The 1762-nt window shown below is 70.4% G+C and carries 1 protein-coding gene; it reads left to right on the top strand.

Annotation, left to right across the window (positions count from 1 at the left end):
• Window positions 1-117 precede the first annotated feature (117 nt).
• A complete protein-coding gene (locus ACWGIU_RS37185) occupies window positions 118-1719 on the top strand; it encodes an alkaline phosphatase D family protein (RefSeq protein ID WP_453712479.1) in 1602 nt (533 codons plus the stop codon).
• Window positions 1720-1762 lie beyond the last annotated feature (43 nt).

Here is a 1762-nt window from a genome sequence, read left to right as displayed (position 1 = left end):
CCTTTTGCATTCCCGCACCTGGCCCCACGGGTGTACCCGTCGGTAATATGATCATCCGTGACCAGTCATCTCACCTCCTCCCAGTCAGCGGCAACCCCCCGCCGCCGTACGGTCGTTATGGCCGCTGCGGCCACAGCCGCGCTGGCCCCCCTCACTTCGTTGGGCGCCTCGGCCGCCCACGCGGCGGGCACCGCGCCCGCCTTCCTCCACGGTGTCGCGTCGGGCGACCCGCTGCCCGACGGGGTCCTGCTGTGGACCCGCGTCACCCCGAACTCCGAGGCCATACCCGGCTCCGGGCTCGGCCCGGCCACCCAGGTGGGCTGGGAAGTGGCGTCCGACAAGGCCTTCTCCCGGATCGTCGGCTCGGGCACCGTCACCGCGAGTGCCGCCACCGACCACACGGTCAAGGTGGACGTGCGCGGGCTCCGGCCGCAGACGCCGTACTGGTACCGGTTCACCGCCGGCGCCGCCGTCTCACCCGTCGGGCGCACCCTGACCACCCCGGCCCACGAGGCGACGACCGAGGGGGTCCGCTTCGGCGTGGTCTCCTGCGCCAACTGGGAGTCCGGCTACTTCTCCGCCTACCGCCATCTGGCCGCCCGCACGGACCTGCACGCGGTCCTGCACCTGGGCGACTACATCTACGAGTACCAGTCGGGGGGATATCCGGAGGCGAAGTACGTCGTACGCCCGCACGAGCCGAAGCACGAGATCGTCTCGCTCGCCGACTACCGCAGCCGCCACGGCATGTACAAGACGGACGCCGACCTGCAGGCCCTGCACCACGCGCACCCGGTCATCGCCATCTGGGACGACCACGAGTTCGCCAACGACACCTGGGCCGACGGCGCCGAGAACCACACGCCGGGCGCCGAGGGCGAGTGGGCGGCCCGCGCGGCCGCCGCCAAGCAGGCGTACTTCGAGTGGATGCCCGTACGCGCCTCCATCGCGGGCACGGTCTACCGCCGGCTGCGCTTCGGCACCCTCGCCGACCTGCACCTGCTGGACCTGCGCTCCTTCCGCTCGCAGCAGGCCAAGACCGGCAGCGGCTCGGTGGACGACCCGGAGCGCACCATCACCGGGCGCGCCCAGCTGGACTGGCTCAAGTCGGGCCTCGCCGGGTCGGAGGCGACCTGGAAGCTGGTCGGCACCTCGGTCATGATCTCGCCGGTGGCCTTCGGCTCGCTGCCCGCGCACCTGCTGGCGCCGCTGGCCAAGCTGCTCGGCCTGCCCGAGGGCGGCCTCGCGATCAATGTGGACCAATGGGACGGCTACACGGACGACCGCAAGGAGCTGCTGGGCCACCTCAAGGACCGGGGCGTCAAGAACACCGTGTTCCTGACCGGCGACATCCACATGGCGTGGGCGAACGAGGTCCCGGTGAACATGGCCACCTACCCGGGCTCGGGGACGGCGGCGACCGAGTTCGTGGTCACCTCGGTGACCTCCGACAACCTCGACGACATGCTCCACGTCCTGCCGGACACCCTCTCGCTGGTGGCCGAGTCGGCCATCAAGGCCGCCAACTGGCACGTGAAGTGGCTCGACATGGACGCGCACGGCTACGGGGTGCTGGACGTGACGGCGGAGCGTTCGCAGATGGACTACTACGTGGTGTCCGACAAGCGGCAGCCGGGTGCCACATCCGCCTGGAGCCGGTCGTACCGGACGCTGAACGGGACCCAGAAGGTGGAGCGGGTGCATCAGCCAGTGCGCTGATCGACCGTCAATTTTCCGGCCACATGGGGCGCCTGGTACATAC

Source organism: Streptomyces sp. NPDC054840 (genome assembly GCF_053611065.1).
Note: the sequence above shows the minus strand (reverse complement) of the source record. Positions and strands in the feature narration are given on the sequence as shown.